14 protein-coding genes and 1 other RNA gene are annotated in these 16,275 nt (G+C 61.5%); all 15 read left to right on the top strand.

The annotated features are described in order from the left end of the window. The first annotated feature begins 7 nt into the window (after window positions 1–7). The 15 genes from rnpB (at window position 8) to ftsA (ending at window position 16,230) form a co-directional block, all read left to right on the top strand. Window positions 8–361: RNase P RNA component class A (gene rnpB, locus ACM6IQ_RS29855), an RNA gene on the top strand. Window positions 362–715: 354 nt separating this feature from the next. Continuing rightward, on the top strand, window positions 716–1,171 hold the full coding sequence (mraZ, locus tag ACM6IQ_RS29860) for a division/cell wall cluster transcriptional repressor MraZ (RefSeq protein ID WP_008025967.1): 456 nt from the start codon (window positions 716–718) through the stop codon (window positions 1,169–1,171). After that, window positions 1,168–2,115 (top strand): 16S rRNA (cytosine(1402)-N(4))-methyltransferase RsmH, encoded by a 948-nt coding sequence (gene rsmH, locus ACM6IQ_RS29865; protein WP_017340692.1) that lies wholly within the window; start codon window positions 1,168–1,170, stop codon window positions 2,113–2,115. The genes mraZ and rsmH overlap by 4 nt, the downstream gene beginning before the upstream one ends. After that, on the top strand, window positions 2,112–2,405 hold the full coding sequence (gene ftsL, locus ACM6IQ_RS29870; RefSeq protein WP_017340691.1) for a cell division protein FtsL: 294 nt from the start codon (window positions 2,112–2,114) through the stop codon (window positions 2,403–2,405). Before rsmH ends, ftsL begins: the two co-directional genes overlap by 4 nt. Further along, window positions 2,405–4,144, top strand: a complete 1,740-nt coding sequence (locus ACM6IQ_RS29875; RefSeq protein WP_193393040.1) for a peptidoglycan D,D-transpeptidase FtsI family protein — start codon at window positions 2,405–2,407, stop codon at window positions 4,142–4,144. The genes ftsL and ACM6IQ_RS29875 overlap by 1 nt, the downstream gene beginning before the upstream one ends. Continuing rightward, complete coding sequence (locus ACM6IQ_RS29880) at window positions 4,144–5,607, top strand: UDP-N-acetylmuramoyl-L-alanyl-D-glutamate--2,6-diaminopimelate ligase (RefSeq protein WP_017340689.1); 1,464 nt, start codon at window positions 4,144–4,146, stop codon at window positions 5,605–5,607. The genes ACM6IQ_RS29875 and ACM6IQ_RS29880 overlap by 1 nt, the downstream gene beginning before the upstream one ends. Then, window positions 5,600–6,967, top strand: coding sequence for a UDP-N-acetylmuramoyl-tripeptide--D-alanyl-D-alanine ligase (locus ACM6IQ_RS29885; protein WP_414880538.1), 1,368 nt, complete (start codon window positions 5,600–5,602; stop codon window positions 6,965–6,967). The genes ACM6IQ_RS29880 and ACM6IQ_RS29885 overlap by 8 nt, the downstream gene beginning before the upstream one ends. Beyond that, complete coding sequence (gene mraY, locus ACM6IQ_RS29890) at window positions 6,967–8,049, top strand: phospho-N-acetylmuramoyl-pentapeptide-transferase (RefSeq protein WP_008037292.1); 1,083 nt, start codon at window positions 6,967–6,969, stop codon at window positions 8,047–8,049. The genes ACM6IQ_RS29885 and mraY overlap by 1 nt, the downstream gene beginning before the upstream one ends. Before the next feature lie 5 nt (window positions 8,050–8,054). Beyond that, window positions 8,055–9,401: a UDP-N-acetylmuramoyl-L-alanine--D-glutamate ligase gene (gene murD, locus ACM6IQ_RS29895; RefSeq protein ID WP_017340687.1), complete on the top strand. Its 1,347-nt coding sequence runs from the start codon at window positions 8,055–8,057 to the stop codon at window positions 9,399–9,401. Next, entirely contained in the window at window positions 9,398–10,615 is a 1,218-nt protein-coding gene (gene ftsW, locus ACM6IQ_RS29900; protein ID WP_017340686.1) for a putative lipid II flippase FtsW, read from the top strand. Before murD ends, ftsW begins: the two co-directional genes overlap by 4 nt. Then, window positions 10,605–11,675 (top strand): undecaprenyldiphospho-muramoylpentapeptide beta-N-acetylglucosaminyltransferase, encoded by a 1,071-nt coding sequence (murG, locus tag ACM6IQ_RS29905; RefSeq protein ID WP_017340685.1) that lies wholly within the window; start codon window positions 10,605–10,607, stop codon window positions 11,673–11,675. Before ftsW ends, murG begins: the two co-directional genes overlap by 11 nt. Beyond that, a complete protein-coding gene (murC, locus tag ACM6IQ_RS29910) occupies window positions 11,668–13,128 on the top strand; it encodes a UDP-N-acetylmuramate--L-alanine ligase (protein WP_414880539.1) in 1,461 nt (486 codons plus the stop codon). Before murG ends, murC begins: the two co-directional genes overlap by 8 nt. Continuing rightward, complete coding sequence (locus ACM6IQ_RS29915) at window positions 13,125–14,081, top strand: D-alanine--D-alanine ligase (protein WP_017340683.1); 957 nt, start codon at window positions 13,125–13,127, stop codon at window positions 14,079–14,081. Before murC ends, ACM6IQ_RS29915 begins: the two co-directional genes overlap by 4 nt. 4 nt (window positions 14,082–14,085) lie before the next feature. Further along, complete coding sequence (locus ACM6IQ_RS29920; protein WP_017340682.1) at window positions 14,086–14,955, top strand: cell division protein FtsQ/DivIB; 870 nt, start codon at window positions 14,086–14,088, stop codon at window positions 14,953–14,955. 15 nt (window positions 14,956–14,970) lie between these two features. Next, on the top strand, window positions 14,971–16,230 hold the full coding sequence (ftsA, locus tag ACM6IQ_RS29925; protein ID WP_017340681.1) for a cell division protein FtsA: 1,260 nt from the start codon (window positions 14,971–14,973) through the stop codon (window positions 16,228–16,230). Window positions 16,231–16,275 lie beyond the last annotated feature (45 nt).

Genomic DNA, 16,275 nt, shown 5'->3' on the forward strand with positions numbered 1-16,275 from the left:
GCGGCGGAGAGTCGATCGGACAGTCGCTGCCTTCTATGAAAATTAGGGGGGGGAGGAAAGTCCGGGCTCCATAGGGCGAAGTGCCAGGTAATGCCTGGGAGGCGTGAGCCTACGGAAAGTGCCACAGAAAATAACCGCCTAAGCGCTTCGGCGCCGGTAAGGGTGAAAAGGTGCGGTAAGAGCGCACCGCACGTCTGGCAACAGTTCGTGGCTAGGTAAACCCCACTTGGAGCAAGACCAAATAGGGTCCCAAGGCGTGGCCCGCGCTGGGACCGGGTAGGTTGCTAAAGATGTCCAGTGATGGCCATCGTAGACGAATGACTGTTCAAGACAGAACCCGGCTTACAGATCGACTCTCCACCTTTTTTCCTCCCTGCTTGAATCGTTGAGCAGGGCGCTCGTAATGGCAGTTTCCCTCCTTGCATAATCCATCGCATATCCTCTTTTGTAATACCGAAAAAATCTTACTCTTAACAAACTACTTTAACTTCTGAGTGCAGCCTCCAGTGCTGATTCAAGTTATTGGACAGATTCATCCGCCAGATTCTCGTTACCCCTCCTAATACGCTCCTAAATCTCAGTTCTGTAAGGGTTTTCCTTTAATCCGCGCCTTGACGGTGCGGTGGCCGCATTCCTATAGTGTGCGCAAGTGGCGGAAAGTGGCATGAAGTGGGTTTTTTGAACGCAAAACGCTAATATTTGGAGAAACGCTGACGTGTTTCGCGGAGCTAACGCTATCAGTCTCGACGCAAAGGGCCGTCTCGCCATGCCGAGCCGGTACCGTGACGAGCTCGTTTCGCGTAGTTCCGGGCAGCTAATCGTCACAATTGATGCCGTTGATCCGTGTTTGTGTGTTTACCCCCTCGATGAGTGGGAAATTATTGAAACCAAACTGCGCGCACTGCCTTCGCTTCGCGAAGAGAACCGCCGTCTGCAACGTTTACTGATTGGTAATGCCGTCGACCTCGAGCTCGATGGCAGTGGTCGTTTTCTGGTTCCGCCGCGTCTTCGTGAATATGCCCGATTGGACAAGCGCGCGATGCTGGTAGGCCAACTGAACAAGTTCCAATTGTGGGACGAGGATGCCTGGGATGCGGTTTCTGCCGCTGACCTGGCTGCTATTCAACAACCGGGCGCCATGCCTGATGAACTGCGTGATTTGATCCTGTGACTATTGATAGCGGCTTTAACCACATCACCGTACTGCTTGACGAAGCCGTCGAGGCTCTCGCCGTACGTCCTGATGGCTGCTATCTGGACGGCACGTTCGGGCGCGGCGGACACAGTCGGTTGATCCTCAGCAAGCTGGGTCCCGATGGTCGAGTGCTCGGATTTGATAAAGATCCTCAAGCGATTGCCACCGGGCAAGCGCTAGCGGCCGAAGACGGCCGCTTTGTCGTTGTGCAGCGCAGCTTTGCCGAGCTCGGTTCGGAAGTGGTCGAGCGCGGTCTTGCCGGCAAGGTCAGCGGCGTTTTGCTTGACCTGGGCGTGTCCTCGCCACAGCTCGACGACCCTGAGCGCGGCTTCAGTTTCCTCAACGATGGTCCGCTGGACATGCGTATGGACCCGTCCCGCGGGATCAGCGCCGCCGAGTTCGTCAACACCGCGCCGGTGGAAGAAATCGCCCGGGTGTTCAAGGAATACGGCGAAGAACGTTTCTCCGGCCGCATGGCGCGTGCCGTGGCTGAGCGTCGCGACATCAAGCCGTTCGAGCGCACCGGCGACCTGGCTGAAGTCCTGAAAGTCGCCAACCCGGCGTGGGAAAAGGGCAAGAACCCGGCGACCCGTGCGTTTCAGGGCCTGCGTATCCACGTCAACAATGAACTGGGCGATCTGGAAGCCGGCCTCGAAGCCGCGCTGGAATGCCTGGAAATCGGCGGTCGTCTGGTCGTCATCAGCTTCCATTCGCTGGAAGACCGCATCGTCAAACTGTTCATGCGCAAGCTGGTGAAAGGCGAAGCCGACAACCTGCCGCGCAATCTGCCGGTGCGTCACGTCGCTTTCGAACCGAAAATCAAAGTCCATGGCAAAGCGCAGTCCGCCTCCGAGGCCGAACTCAAAGCCAACCCACGTTCCCGTAGCGCCGTCATGCGCGTCGCGGAGAAGCTGCGGTGAGCAAGCTTTTCGCCAAGCCACTGCCCGGCGGAAGCTTTTTCATGCTGCTGCTGTTCGTGGGCGTGCTTGTGTCGGCCATCGGCGTGTCATACAGCGCCCACTGGAACCGTCAGCTGTTGAACTCGCTGTACAGCGAGTTGAGCGTGCGCGACAAGGCGCAGGCGGAATGGGGGCGGCTGATTCTCGAGCAGAGCACCTGGACCGCCCACAGCCGCATCGAAGTCCTGGCCACCGAGCAACTGAAGATGCACATCCCCGGCGCGGCTGACGTGCAGATGGTGGCGCCATGATGAAACTCGAAGGCGCAATGTTCCCATGGCGTTTTCGCCTGGTGGTGGGTTTGCTCGGCGTCATGGTCGCGGCGATTTGCTGGCGCATCATTGACCTGCAAGTGGTCGACCGTGCCTTCCTGAAAGGTCAGGGCGACGCGCGCAGCGTTCGTCACATCCCGATTCCGGCTCACCGTGGTCTGATTACCGACCGTAACGGCGAGCCATTGGCCGTCAGTACCCCGGTCACCACCCTGTGGGCCAACGCCAAGGAAATGCAGCTGGCCAAAGAGAAGTGGCCCGCACTGGCCGCCGCGTTGGGTCAGGATCCGAAAGCCCTGGCCGAACGTCTCGAAGCCCAGGCCAACAAAGAATTCATTTATCTGGTGCGCGGGCTGACGCCTGAGCAAGGCCAGTCCGTGCTCGACCTGAAAGTACCGGGCGTCTACGGCATTGAAGAATTCCGCCGTTTCTACCCGGCTGGCGAAGTGACCGCGCACATGGTGGGCTTTACCGACATCGATGACCACGGTCGTGAAGGTGTCGAACTGGCTTATGACGAATGGCTCGCCGGGGTCCCCGGCAAGCGACAGGTCATCAAGGACCGGCGCGGGCGACTTATCAAAGATGTTCAGGTGACCAAAAACGCCAAGGCCGGCAAGCCCTTGGCGTTGTCCATTGACCTGCGTCTGCAATACCTGGCCAACCGCGAACTGCGCAACGCGATCATCGAGAACGGCGCCAAGGCCGGCAGCCTGGTGATCATGGACGTGAAGACTGGCGAGATCCTCGCCATGGTCAACCAGCCGACCTATAACCCGAACAACCGTCGCAACCTGCAACCGGCGATGATGCGTAACCGCGCGATGATCGACGTGTTCGAACCGGGTTCGACCATGAAAGCGATTTCCATGAGCGCTGCGATCGAAACCGGCCGCTGGAAACCGACCGACACCGTCGAGGTGTATCCGGGCACCTTGCAGATTGGCAAGTACACCATCAAGGACGTCTCCAAGAGTGAAGGTCCGGTGCTCGACCTGACCGGCATTCTGATCAACTCCAGTAACGTCGGCATGAGTAAGGTCGCATTCGATATCGGCGGCGAAACCATTTTCCGTCTGGCGCAGAAAGTCGGCCTCGGCCAGGACACGGGCCTCGGCTTCCCGGGCGAGCGCGTGGGCAACCTGCCGAACTACCGCGAATGGCGCAAGGCTGAAACCGCGACGCTGTCCTACGGCTACGGTATTTCCGTGACTGCGATCCAGTTGGTCCATGCCTTCTCGGCCCTGGCCAACAACGGTCGCCTCGCGCCACTGACGCTGATCAAGACCGACAAGGCGCCGCAAACCACGCAAGTGTTGCCGGAAGCGGTCGCGAAAACCATGCAGACCATGCTGCAACAAGTGATCGAGGCCCCGCGCGGTGTATTCCGTGCGCAGGTGCCGGCGTATCACGTGGGTGGCAAGTCCGGTACCGCACGTAAAACGTCGGTCGGCACCAAAGGCTACGCCGAGAATTCCTACCGCTCGTTGTTCGCCGGCTTCGGCCCGATGAGCGATCCGCGTTACGCCATCGTGGTGGTGATCGATGAACCGACCAAGGCCGGTTACTTCGGGGGCCTGGTATCGGCGCCGGTGTTCAGCAAAGTGATGTCCGGGACGTTGCGCCTGATGAACATCACGCCGGACAACCTGCCACCGGTTCAACAGGCCAACGCAACACCGGTCGTTCCGCTGAAAGCCAATGGAGGGCGCGGCTGATGTCTCTGAGTCTGAACAAGATTTTCGCCCACGCCGGCCGCGATCTGTTGATCCGTGAATTGGCACTGGACAGCCGCAACGTACGGGCAGGCGACCTGTTTCTTGCCGTCCCCGGCGGCAAGTTCGACGGTCGCGCGCACATCACCGACGCCTTGCAGCGTGGTGCGGCGGCCGTGGCTTATGAAGTCGAAGGCGCAACTGTATTGCCGATCACCGATGTGCCGATGATCCCAGTGAAAGGCCTCGCGGCGCAGCTGTCGGACATCGCCGGGCGTTTTTACGGTGACCCGAGCCGCCACCTGAACCTGGTCGGCGTGACCGGCACCAACGGCAAAACCAGCGTGACCCAGTTGGTGGCGCAAGCGCTGGACCTGCTCGGTCAACACTGCGGCATCGTCGGCACATTGGGCTCGGGTTTCTACGGCGCGCTGGAAAGCGGCCTGCACACCACACCGAACCCGATCGCGGTGCAGGCAACCCTGGCTGACCTGAAAAAGGCCGGTGCCAAAGCCGTGGCCATGGAAGTGTCGTCCCACGGTCTGGATCAGGGGCGTGTCACCGCGTTGGCGTTTGATGTGGCGGTGATGACCAACCTGTCCCGCGATCATCTGGATTACCACGGCACCATGGAAGCCTACGGCGAAGCCAAGGCCAGGTTGTTTGCCTGGAACGATCTGAAATGCCGGGTGGTTAACCTCGACGACGATTTCGGTCGGCAACTGGCTGCCGAAAAACGCGAATCGCGCTTGATCACCTACAGCCTGCTCGACAGCAGCGCTTACCTGTATTGCCGCGAAGCGCAGTTCGACGACGAAGGCGTGCGCGCGACCTTGGTTACACCGCAAGGCGAGCACCATCTGCGCAGCACCTTGCTCGGTCGCTTCAACCTGAGCAACGTCTTGGCTGCGGTCGGCGCCTTGCTCGGTCTGGACTATGCGCTGGACGAAATTCTCAAGGTCCTGCCAAAACTCGAAGGCCCTGCCGGACGCATGCAGCGCCTGGGTGGCGGTACTCAGCCGTTGGTGGTGGTCGATTACGCCCACACCCCGGATGCGCTGGAAAAAGTATTGATGGCCCTGCGCCCGCACGCCAAAGGCCGCTTGTTGTGCCTGTTCGGTTGCGGCGGTGATCGCGATCGCGGCAAGCGTCCGCTGATGGCCGAAGTGGTCGAGCGTCTGGCCGATGGCGTGCTGGTGACCGATGACAATCCGCGCACCGAAGATCCGGCCGTGATTTTCGATGACATCCGCGCCGGATTCACCGATGTGGACAAAGTTACTTTCGTCGCCGGTCGTGGTCAGGCGATTGCCCAGTTGATCGCTAGCGCCTCGGTGGATGACGTGATTGTCCTGGCCGGTAAAGGTCACGAGGACTATCAGGAAATCAACGGTCAGCGCCACGACTTCTCTGATCTGGTCGAAGCGGATCACGCGTTGACCGCGTGGGAGGTGGCCCATGCTTAAACCCCTGAAACTGAGCGAACTGACCCGCGCACTGAATGGCCGATTGATCCTCGCCGATGCCACGTTCGAGGGTGTCAGCATCGACAGCCGTGCGATCAAGCCGGGTCAGCTGTTCATTGCCCTGACCGGTCCGCGCTTCGACGGTCATGATTATCTGAACGACGTTGCCAGCAAAGGCGCCGTCGGTGCCCTGGTCGAGCGCGAAGTCGCCGACAGCGCGCTGCCGCAATTGCTGGTCAAGGACACCCGTCAGGCGCTGGGTCAATTGGGCGCGATGAATCGTGCGGCGTTTACCCATCCGGTTGCCGCCATCACGGGCTCCAGCGGCAAGACCACGGTCAAGGAAATGCTCGCGAGCATCCTGCGCACGCGCGGTCCGGTGCTGGCGACCCGCGGCAACCTGAACAACGACCTCGGCGTGCCGCTGACCTTGCTCGAACTCGCGCCGGAACATACTGCGGCCGTGATCGAACTGGGTGCTTCGCGTCTTGGTGAAATCGCCTACACCGTCGGCATGACCAAACCCCATGTGGCCGTGCTCAACAATGCCGGAACCGCCCACGTCGGCGAGTTCGGCGGGCCGGAAAAAATCGTTGAAGCCAAGGGCGAGATTATTGAAGGACTGGCGGCCGATGGCGTCGCGGTGCTCAATCTTGACGACAAGGCCTTCGAGATCTGGAAGACCCGCGCCGCCGGTCGCAAAGTCCTGACCTTCGCCCTGAGCAACGTCAGCGCCGACTTCTACGCCAGCGACCTGGACCGCGACGCTCGCGGTTGCCCGGCGTTCAACCTGCACAGTCCTGACGGTGTGGAGCGCGTCCAACTGAACCTGCTCGGCACCCATAACGTTGCCAATGCCATGGCCGCCGCCGCTGCCGCGCATGCCCTGGGCGTGTCGCTGTTCGGTATCGCCACCGGCCTTGGCGCCGTGCAGCCGGTCAAGGGCCGCACCGTTGCGCAACTGGCCACCAATGGCATGCGCGTGATCGATGACACCTACAACGCGAACCCCACCTCCATGTGCGCTGCCGTTGATATACTCGCCGGCTTTTCCGGACGCACCGTTCTGGTGCTCGGGGATATCGGCGAGTTGGGCGATTGGGCGGAGCAGGGACACCGCGACGTGGGCGAGTACGCCCGTGGCAAGGTTTCCGCGCTTTACGCGGTCGGGCCCATGATGACCCATGCCGTGATGGCTTTCGGCGAGCAGGCTTTTCACTTCAGTACCCAAGCTGAATTGATCAAGGCCCTCGGCGCCGAGCAAGACACAAACACCACCATTTTGATCAAGGGGTCGCGCAGCGCTGCGATGGAAAACATCGTCGCCGCTTTGTGCGGGTCCAGCCTGGAGAAACATTGATGCTGCTGCTGTTAGCGGAGTACCTGCAACAGTTCTACAAAGGCTTCGCGGTCTTCCAGTACCTGACCCTGCGCGGGATTCTCGGTGTGCTGACCGCGCTGGTCCTGTCGCTGTGCTACGGCCCGTGGATGATCCGCACGTTGCAGAACCGCCAGATCGGTCAGTCCGTTCGTAACGACGGTCCACAATCGCACCTGTCCAAATCCGGCACGCCGACCATGGGTGGCGCACTGATCCTGTCGTCGATCGGGGTGAGCACCTTGCTCTGGGCTGACCTGAGCAACCGCTATGTGTGGACCGTGTTGCTGGTCACGTTGCTGTTCGGTGCCATCGGCTGGGTCGATGACTATCGCAAGGTGATCGAGAAGAACTCCAAAGGCTTGCCAAGCCGCTGGAAATACTTCTGGCAGTCGGTGTTCGGCCTGGGCGCGGCGATCTTCCTTTATATGACCGCTGCGACGCCGGTCGAAACCACCCTGATCCTGCCGATGCTCAAGGACTACAGCATTCCGCTGGGCGCCGGCTTCATCGTCCTGACCTATTTCGTGATCGTCGGCTCGAGCAACGCGGTCAACCTGACCGACGGCCTCGATGGCCTGGCGATCATGCCGACCGTGATGGTCGGCGGTGGCCTGGGCATTTTCTGCTACCTGTCGGGTAACGTGAAATTCGCTGAATACCTGCTGATCCCGTACGTACCGGGCGCCGGTGAGTTGATCGTGTTCTGCGGTGCGCTGATCGGTGCGGGCCTTGGCTTCCTCTGGTTCAACACCTATCCGGCACAAGTCTTCATGGGCGACGTTGGCGCACTGGCGCTGGGCGCAGCCCTGGGCACCATCGCGGTGATCGTCCGCCAGGAAATCGTCCTGTTCATCATGGGCGGTGTGTTCGTGATGGAAACCCTGTCGGTGGTCATCCAGGTCGCATCCTTCAAGTTGACCGGTCGCCGCGTGTTCCGCATGGCGCCGATTCACCACCACTTTGAACTCAAGGGCTGGCCCGAGCCACGCGTGATCGTCCGTTTCTGGATCATCACCGTGATTCTCGTACTGGTCGGCCTTGCCACCCTGAAGCTGAGGTAGAACGAGTGTCTCTGATCGCTTCTGACCACTTCCGCATCGTTGTCGGCCTCGGCAAGAGCGGCATGTCCCTGGTTCGCTTCCTGGCGAACCGGGGCACGTCGTTTGCTGTCGCCGATACGCGGGAAAATCCACCGGAACTGGCCACGCTCAAGCGTGACTATCCGCACGTGGAAGTGCGTTGTGGCGAGCTGGACGTCGAATTCCTGTGCCGTGCCGACGAACTCTACGTGAGCCCCGGCCTGGCGCTGGCGACCCCGGCCCTGCAGGCCGCTGCTGCCCGTGGCGTGAAACTGTCCGGTGACATCGAGCTGTTCGCGCGTAATGCGAAGGCGCCGATTGTCGCCATCAGCGGTTCCAACGCGAAAAGCACCGTCACCACCCTGGTGGGCGAGATGGCGGCTGCGGCGGGCAAGCGTGTCGCCGTCGGCGGCAATCTTGGCACCCCGGCGCTGGACCTGCTTCGCGATGACGTCGAGCTGTACGTGATGGAGTTGTCGAGCTTCCAGCTCGAAACCACTGACCAACTCAACGCCGAAGTGGCGACTGTGCTCAACATCAGCGAAGACCACATGGACCGCTACAGCGGTCTGCCGGCCTATCACCTGGCCAAGCACCGGATCTTCCGCGGCGCCAAACAATTTGTGGTCAATCGTCAGGACGCGCTGACCCGTCCATTGATTGGCGAAGGCCAGCCTTGCTGGACCTTCGGTTTGGGCAAGCCTGATTTCAAGGCCTTTGGTATCCGGGAGGAGCACGGCGAGAAGTACCTGGCCTTCGAATTCCAGAACCTGATGCCGGTGCGCGAGTTGAAAATTCGCGGTGCCCACAACCAGTCCAATGCCCTGGCGGCCTTGGCCCTTGGCCACGCGGTCGGGCTGCCGTTCGACGCCATGCTGTCGAGCCTGCGCACGTTCGCCGGGCTTGAGCATCGCTGCCAGTGGGTTCGTGACCTTGATGGCGTGGGCTATTACAACGATTCCAAGGCTACCAACGTTGGCGCCGCACTGGCTGCCATCGAAGGCCTGGGCGCGGACATCGACGGCAAGGTCGTGCTGATCGCCGGTGGCGACGGCAAGGGCGCCGAGTTCAATGATCTGCGTGATCCGGTGGCGGCCAACTGCCGCGCCGTGATCCTGATGGGCCGCGACTCCGACAAGATCGGCGAGGCCATTGGCGACGCCGTGCCGCTGATCCGCGTCGGTTCGCTGGTCGATGCGGTGGAGCAATGCCGGGCCGTAGCACAACCGGGCGACGTGGTGCTGTTGTCGCCGGCCTGCGCCAGTTTCGACATGTTCAAGAATTACGAAGACCGTGGTCACCAGTTCGTCCGCGCCGTGGAGGATCTGGCATGAGCCTGCTCAACATCATCAAGCCGTACCCTTCACCGCTCATTACCGGGCGCGGCATCGATCTCGACTTCCCGATGCTCGCCGGTTGCCTGGCCTTGCTCGGCCTCGGTCTGGTGATGATTGCATCGGCCTCGACCGAAGTGGCGGCCGTGCAGTCGGGCAGTGCCTTGTACTACATGATTCGCCACCTGATCTACGTGGTGCTGGGCCTGGGTGCCTGCATCGTCACCATGATGATTCCGATCGCCACCTGGCAGCGCCTGGGCTGGCTGATGCTGATTGGTGCGTTCGGTTTGCTGGTGATGGTGATCATTCCGGGGATCGGCCGTGAAGTGAACGGGTCGATGCGCTGGATCGGTTTCAGTTTCTTCAACGTTCAGCCTTCCGAGATCGCCAAGGTATTCGTGGTGATCTACCTCGCCGGTTATCTGGTGCGTCGCCAGAAAGAAGTGCGTGAAAGCTGGATGGGATTCTTCAAGCCGTTCATCGTGCTGCTGCCGATGGCGGGGCTGTTGCTGATGGAGCCGGACTTCGGTGCCACCGTCGTGATGATGGGCGCTGCGGCGGCGATGCTGTTCCTCGGCGGGGTCGGGCTGTTCCGTTTTTCCTTGATGGTGGTTCTGGCGGTCGCGGCGGTGGTGCTGCTGATTCAGGTACAGCCGTATCGAATGGCGCGTCTGACCAACTTTGCCGATCCGTGGGCTGACCAGTTCGGTGCCGGTTATCAGTTATCGCAGGCATTGATCGCGTTTGGTCGTGGCGAATGGCTGGGCGTGGGCCTGGGCAACAGCGTGCAGAAACAGTTCTACCTGCCGGAAGCCCACACCGACTTCGTGTTTTCGGTCCTGGCCGAAGAACTGGGTGCCGTAGGTTCCTTGTGCACGGTCGCGCTATTCGTCTTCGTTTGTATTCGCGGCATGTACATCGGGTATTGGGCCGAGAAGGCCAAGCAATTCTTTGCCGCTTACATCGCGTATGGCCTGTCGTTCCTGTGGATTGGTCAGTTCCTGATCAACATCGGGGTGAACGTCGGCCTGCTGCCGACCAAGGGCCTGACCTTGCCGTTCCTCAGTTATGGCGGCAGTTCGTTGGTGATCTGCTGTGCCTGTCTCGGCTTGTTGCTGCGCATCGAGTGGGAAAGTCGAACCCATCTGGGCAGCGAAGAGATGGAGTTTCATGAGAGCGACTTCGCCGAGGAGTCGACCCATGGGCGCTAACGTTCTGATCATGGCGGGCGGCACCGGTGGCCACGTGTTCCCGGCGCTGGCCTGCGCTCGCGAATTCCAGGCCCGCGGCTACACCGTGCATTGGCTCGGGACGCCGCGTGGCATCGAGAACGATCTGGTGCCGCTGGCCGGTATCGAGCTGCATCGGATCAATGCCAGCGGTCTGCGCGGCAAGGGCAAATTGTCCCTGCTCAAGGCGCCGTTGATGTTGCTCAAGTCCGTCTGGCAGGCGCGGGCGATCATTCGCCAGCTGCGTCCGGTGTGCGTAGTCGGCTTTGGTGGTTATGTGACCGGTCCTGGCGGTGTTGCAGCCAAACTGGCTGGTGTGCCGGTGATCGTTCACGAACAGAACGCGGTGGCAGGTACCGCCAATCGGTTGCTGGTGCCGTTGGCCGCCCGAGTCTGTGAAGCGTTCCCCGACACCTTTACCCTGTCGGACAGCCGACGGACCACCGGTAATCCGGTGCGCACCGAGCTGTTCCTCGACACACCGCGACCCGCCCTGGCCGGTCGCAAGGCGCGTTTGCTGATCCTGGGCGGAAGCCTGGGCGCAGAACCGTTGAACAAGTTGCTGCCTGAAGCCCTGTCGCTCGTCGCCCCCGACCTGCGCCCGGAAGTGTTTCATCAGGCCGGCAAAAACCACGATGAAGTGACTGCAGAGCGCTATCGCGCGGCTGGCGTCGAGGCGCAAGTGCAGCCTTTCATCAAAGACATGGCCCACGCCTATGGCTGGGCCGACCTGGTGGTGTGCCGAGCAGGCGCGCTGACCATCAGTGAACTGGCCGCCGCCGGTCTGCCCTCGATGCTGGTGCCCTTGCCCCACGCGATCGACGATCACCAGACCCGCAACGCCGATTATTTGGCCCGTGAAGGCGCTGCCTTCCTGATGCCGCAAAGAACGACTGGCGCTGCGGATCTTGCCGCACGCCTGACAGAGGTCCTGATGCAACCACAACGACTCACCGACATGGCCACTGCGGCACGCCGCCTGGCCAAACCCGATGCGACCCGTAACGTGGTCGATACCTGCCTGGAGGTGGCCCATGGTTGAGAATCAGAAAGCCATGCCGCAACCGGAAATGCGCCGCATCCGTCGCATCCACTTCGTCGGTATCGGCGGCGTGGGCATGTGCGGGATCGCCGAAGTGTTGCTGAACCTGGGCTATGAAGTGTCCGGTTCGGACCTGAAAGCTTCGCCGGTGACCGAACGCCTGGAATCCTTTGGCGCGCAGATTTTCATTGGCCACCGCGCTGAAAACGCTTCCGCCGCCGATGTGCTGGTGGTGTCGAGTGCCGTGAACACCTCCAACCCGGAAGTCGCCACCGCGCTGGAACGCCGCATCCCGGTGGTGCCACGCGCCGAGATGCTGGCCGAGTTGATGCGTTATCGCCACGGCATCGCCGTTGCCGGTACGCACGGCAAAACCACCACCACCAGCCTGATCGCTTCGGTGTTCGCCGCCGGTGGCCTGGATCCGACCTTCGTCATCGGTGGTCGCCTGAATGCCGCGGGCACCAACGCCCAGCTCGGCACCAGCCGCTACCTGATCGCCGAAGCCGACGAAAGCGACGCCAGTTTCCTGCACTTGCAGCCGCTGGTGGCCGTGGTCACCAACATCGACGCCGACCACATGGCGACCTACGACGGTGACTTCAACAAACTGAAGAAAACCTTCGTCGAGTTCCTGCACAACCTGCCGTTCTACGGTCTGGCGGTGGTGTGCCTGGACGACCCGGTGGTGCGTGAAATTCTGCCGCAGGTCAAACGTCCGGCCGTCACTTACGGCTTCGGCGATGACTGCGACGTGCGCGCAATCAATGTGCGTCAGCAGGGCATGCAGACTTTCTTCACCGTATTGCGTCCTGACCGCGAGCCGCTGGATGTCTCGGTGAACATGCCGGGCAACCACAACGTGCTGAACGCACTGGCCACCATCTGCATCGCCACTGACGAAGGCGTCAGCGATGAAGCCATCGTCCAGGGCCTGTCCGGCTTCCAGGGTGTTGGCCGACGCTTCCAGGTCTACGGCGAACTGCCGGTCGAAGACGGCAGCGTGATGCTGGTCGACGACTACGGGCACCACCCGACTGAAGTGGCCGCTGTGATCAAGGCCGTGCGCGGTGGCTGGCCGGAGCGCCGCCTGGTGATGGTTTACCAGCCGCACCGTTACAGCCGCACCCGCGACCTCTACGACGATTTCGTCAATGTACTGGCGGACGCCAACGTCCTGTTGCTGATGGAAGTGTATCCGGCCGGTGAAGAGCCGATCCCGGGCGCCGACAGCCGCAAGCTGTGCAACAGCATCCGTCAGCGCGGCCAGCTCGACCCGATCTACATCGAGCGCGGTGTCGACCTCGCGCCGGTGGTCAAGCCGCTGCTGCGTGCCGGCGACATCCTGCTGTGCCAGGGCGCCGGTGATATTGGCGGTCTTGCACCGAAACTGTTGAACAGTCCGTTGTTCGCTGGCGCCGTTGCCGCGCCAAGCGTGGGGAAGTTGAAATGACTGCTGCTTACGCCAACCTCGTCTCCACGATCGCGCCGAAAGATTTCGGCCGCGTCGCCGTGCTGTTCGGCGGCAAGAGTGCCGAGCGTGAGGTATCCCTGAAGTCGGGTAACGCGGTTCTCGACGCGCTGCAAAGCGCCGGCGTGGACGCGTTCGGTCTCGACGTGGGCGATGACCTGTTGCAGCGTTTGCTCAACGAAAAAATCGACCGCGCCTTCATCATTCTCCACGGTCGTGGCGGTGAAGACGGCAGCATGCAAGGCCTGCTGGAGTGCCTGGGCATTCCGTACACCGGCAGCGGCATTCTGGCTTCGGCATTGGCCATGGACAAGCTGCGCACCAAACAGGTCTGGCACAGCCTCGGCATTCCGACGCCACGCCACGCGGTATTGAGTTCCGAGGCCGATTGTATTTCGGCGGCGACGGAACTGGGCTTCCCTTTGATCGTCAAACCGGCCCATGAAGGTTCAAGTATCGGGATGGCCAAAGTGACCTCCGCGTCCGAGTTGATCGACGCGTGGAAAGCGGCCAGTACCTACGATTCGCAAGTGTTGGTCGAGCAATGGATTCAAGGTCCGGAGTTCACCATCGCCACCCTGCGTGACCAGGTGTTGCCACCCATTGCCCTGGGCACGACGCACAGCTTCTACGACTACGACGCCAAGTACGTGGCTTCCGATACCCAGTACCGGATTCCGTGTGGCCTGGACAGCACCAAGGAAAAAGAATTGATGGACCTCACGGCGAAAGCCTGTGAGGCGCTGGGTATCGCCGGTTGGGGCAGGGCAGACGTGATGCAGGACGCCGACGGGCAGTTCTGGTTCCTCGAAGTCAATACCGCACCGGGCATGACCGATCACAGTCTGGTGCCGATGGCGGCCCGTGCTGCCGGTCTGGATTTCCAGCAGCTGGTTCTGGCGATTCTGGCAGCCAGCATCGAGGCGCGAGGGTAAGACCATGCAAGGCGCACAGTTGAGACATCAGCCCCCACCAGCACCCGGCCGCAAGCCGGTGCCGCGGGGTGCCAGCCGAATGGTGGCCAAAGAGCCGATGTCCGCGCGCCTGCCGAAAGCCAATTTTGGTTTTCTCAAAGCCTTGTTCTGGCCGGTGATGTTAGTGGCGGTGGGGTTCGGTACTTACGAAGGCGCACAGCGGTTGCTGCCGTACGCCGACCGGCCGATCTCCAAGGTCGCGGTGCAGGGCGACCTGAGCTACATCAGCCAGCAAGCGGTGCAGCAGCGGATCGCCCCTTACGTGGCGTCGAGCTTCTTCACCATCGACCTGGCGAGCATGCGCACCGAGCTGGAACAGATGCCCTGGATTGCCCACGCCGAAGTGCGTCGGGTATGGCCGGATCAAGTGGTGATCCGCCTGGAAGAACAACTGCCGGTGGCCCGCTGGGGCGACGAATCGCTGTTGAACAACCAGGGTCAGGCGTTCACCCCGCGTGAACTGGCGAACTACGAACATTTGCCACAGCTGTTCGGCCCACAACGGGCTCAGCAGCAAGTGATGCAGCAATACCAGGTGCTGAGCCAGATGCTCAGGCCGTTGGGTTTCTCGATTGCACGCCTGGAGTTGCGTGAGCGGGGCAGCTGGTTCCTGACCACCGGCGCCGGCAGTGCAGGCCCGGGGATCGAACTGCTGCTGGGCCGCGGCAACCAGGTGGAAAAGATGCGCCGTTTCATTGCCATCTACGACAAGACGCTTAAAGAACAGATTACGAACATTGCGCGCATCGATCTGCGCTACGCCAACGGCCTCGCTGTTGGCTGGCGGGAACCTGTAGCGCCCACGACAGCCCAACCCGCTGTCGCGAAGAATTAAGAAGAGGCAGGACCCATGGCAAACGTGCAAAGCGGCAAAATGATCGTCGGTCTCGATATCGGCACCTCCAAGGTGGTGGCGCTGGTAGGCGAGGTCTCGGACGACGGCACGCTGGAAATCGTCGGGATCGGCACTCATCCGTCCCGCGGCCTGAAGAAAGGCGTGGTGGTGAACATCGAGTCCACCGTCCAGTCGATTCAGCGCGCGATCGAAGAAGCGCAGCTGATGGCCGGTTGCCGGATCCACTCGGCGTTCGTCGGTGTGGCGGGCAATCACATCCGCAGCCTGAACTCCCACGGCATCGTCGCGATTCGTGATCGCGAAGTCAGCTCCGCCGACCTTGAACGCGTCCTCGACGCGGCCCAGGCCGTGGCGATCCCGGCTGACCAGCGCGTGCTGCACACCCTGCCGCAGGATTACGTGATCGATAACCAGGAAGGCGTTCGTGAGCCCCTGGGCATGTCCGGCGTGCGTCTGGAAGCCAAGGTCCACGTGGTCACCTGCGCCGTCAACGCGGCACAGAACATCGAGAAATGCGTGCGTCGCTGCGGTCTGGAAATCGACGACATCATTCTCGAGCAGCTGGCCTCGGCCTACTCGGTATTGACCGACGACGAGAAAGAGCTGGGCGTGTGCCTGGTGGACATCGGCGGCGGCACCACCGACATCGCGATCTTCACCGAAGGTGCGATCCGTCACACCGCCGTGATCCCGATTGCGGGCGATCAGGTGACGAACGACATCGCCATGGCGTTGCGCACCCCGACCCAGTACGCCGAAGAAATCAAGATTCGCTACGCCTGCGCCCTGGCCAAACTGGCCGGCGCCGGTGAAACCATCAAGGTGCCAAGCGTCGGCGACCGTCCACCGCGCGAGTTGTCGCGCCAGGCCCTGGCCGAAGTGGTCGAGCCGCGTTACGACGAGCTGTTCACGCTGATCCAGGCCGAACTGCGTCGCAGCGGCTACGAAGACCTGATCCCGGCCGGCATCGTGCTGACCGGTGGTACGTCGAAGATGGAAGGCGCGGTCGAACTGGCCGAAGAAATCTTCCACATGCCGGTCCGCCTGGGCGTGCCCCATGGCGTCAAGGGTCTGGACGACGTGGTGCGCAACCCGATTTATTCCACCGGCGTTGGCCTGTTGATGTACGGCCTGCAAAAGCAGTCCGACGGGATTTCGTTCTCGGGCATCAGCAGCCGCGACAGCTACAGCAATGAAGAGCCGAAAGCCGCCTTGATCGATCGCATCAAGAGCTGGGTGCAAGGCAACTTCTAAGAATTACCGCAGCACCGTTGTAGATACAGGCAGTAGGCGAAAAAA

The organism is Pseudomonas sp. IT-P100 (assembly GCF_949767185.1).
GTDB classification, from domain to species: Bacteria; Pseudomonadota; Gammaproteobacteria; order Pseudomonadales; family Pseudomonadaceae; genus Aquipseudomonas; species Aquipseudomonas fluorescens_B.